This is a genomic window from Pseudomonas sp. TYF_14 (assembly GCF_043105275.1).
In the GTDB taxonomy this organism is placed as follows: domain Bacteria; phylum Pseudomonadota; class Gammaproteobacteria; order Pseudomonadales; family Pseudomonadaceae; genus Aquipseudomonas; species Aquipseudomonas alloputida.
This window is the reverse complement of record NZ_JBICLK010000014.1, coordinates 1-1,387: the sequence shown is the minus strand read 5'-3', so window position 1 is coordinate 1,387 and position 1,387 is coordinate 1. Positions and strand designations below refer to the sequence as shown.

The window sequence follows — 1,387 nt, the reverse complement described above, 5'->3', positions numbered from 1 at the left end:
GACGCATTGACCTTTAGCCCATAGGCCGCAAAATCCGATGCTTGGAAACGAGCATCGGATTTTTTATGCGCCTGTCAAAAGCCCTGTCCCTCACTCATGAAATGGCATCGCGGCCACATGCCCTCGAAGGGCTTGGAGCCTTGCTTGATCCAGACATTGTGAAACAGGCCTTCGAAACGGCAGGCGTCTCGACTATACGCAAGCGCCGGTTGCCGTTGGAAAGCCTGGTCTGGTGCATCATCGGCATGGCGTTGTTCCGCCGGATGTCGGCTTGGGATGTCGTGAATCACATGGACATCATGCTGCCGGGCAAGCGACCGCTGGTGGCGCCCAGCGCTGTTGTTCAGGGACGGCAACGGCTGGGTAGCGAAGCGGTTCGCGAGGTGTTTTCGCTCACCCAGCAGCGATGGCATGCAGAAGTCCAACACCCTCAATGGTTGGGGTTAACGCTTTTGGGTGTGGATGGCGTCGTCTGGAATACCCCCGACACCGCAGAAAATCGGGCGTGCTACGGCGGCGCGACCAATCAGCATGGCGATGGCAGTTACCCTCAAGTCCGAATGGTCTGCCAGATGGAACTGACTAGCCATCTGCTGATAAGCAGTACTTTCGAGAGCTATCACAGTAGCGAAATGAAGCTGGCCGAACAGTTGATCGCTACCACGCCTGATCACTCGCTGACCCTGTTCGATAAAGGTTTCTACTCGTTGGGTTTGCTGCATCACTGGCAATCACAAGGCGAGCAGCGTCATTGGCTTATTCCTTTGAAGAAGGGTAGCCAGTACGAAGTCGAGCACAAGCTTGGACGCAACGATGCCGTAGTCATTCTGCGCACCTCGCCACAAGCCCGTAAGCAATGGCCCGGCTTGCCGCTGGAGACTCGAGCACGGCTGTTAAGCAAGACGATTAAAGGCAAGGTGGTGAGCGTACTGACCTCAATGGTGGATCCGCTGCGTTTCCCGGGTGATGAGATCGTCGACCTTTACAGTCAGCGTTGGGAAATCGAACTGGGATATCGAGAGATCAAGCAAGGGCTTTTAGGTGGTGAATATACGCTGAGAAGCAAGACGCCGGAGATGATTGCGCAAGAGCTATGGGGCGTACTGCTGGGCTACAACCTGTTGCGTTATCAGATGGTGCAAATGTCTCGACAGTGCCCTGGTGTGTACCCATGCGAGATGAGTTTTACTGCCTGTAGCTGGGCAATACTGGGCTTGCTGCATGGCACATCCTTGAACCACCCCGGAAATTTGCCGGGATTTTTGTCGGATCTGCAGGCTTCGGCGGCACAATATGTCTTGCCACATCGACGGCCTGACCGATGGTTTCCGCGAACGGTGAAGCAACGTCCAGCGAAGTACCCCACCCGAAAATGAAAAATGCCAGT

General features: G+C 55.2%; 1 protein-coding gene. It reads left to right on the top strand.

From position 1 onward, the window contains the following. Nucleotides 1-65 precede the first annotated feature (65 nt). Nucleotides 66-1,376, top strand: coding sequence for an IS4 family transposase (locus ACF8O8_RS04150; RefSeq protein ID WP_104960600.1), 1,311 nt, complete (start codon nt 66-68; stop codon nt 1,374-1,376). The last annotated feature ends 11 nt before the right edge of the window (nt 1,377-1,387 follow it).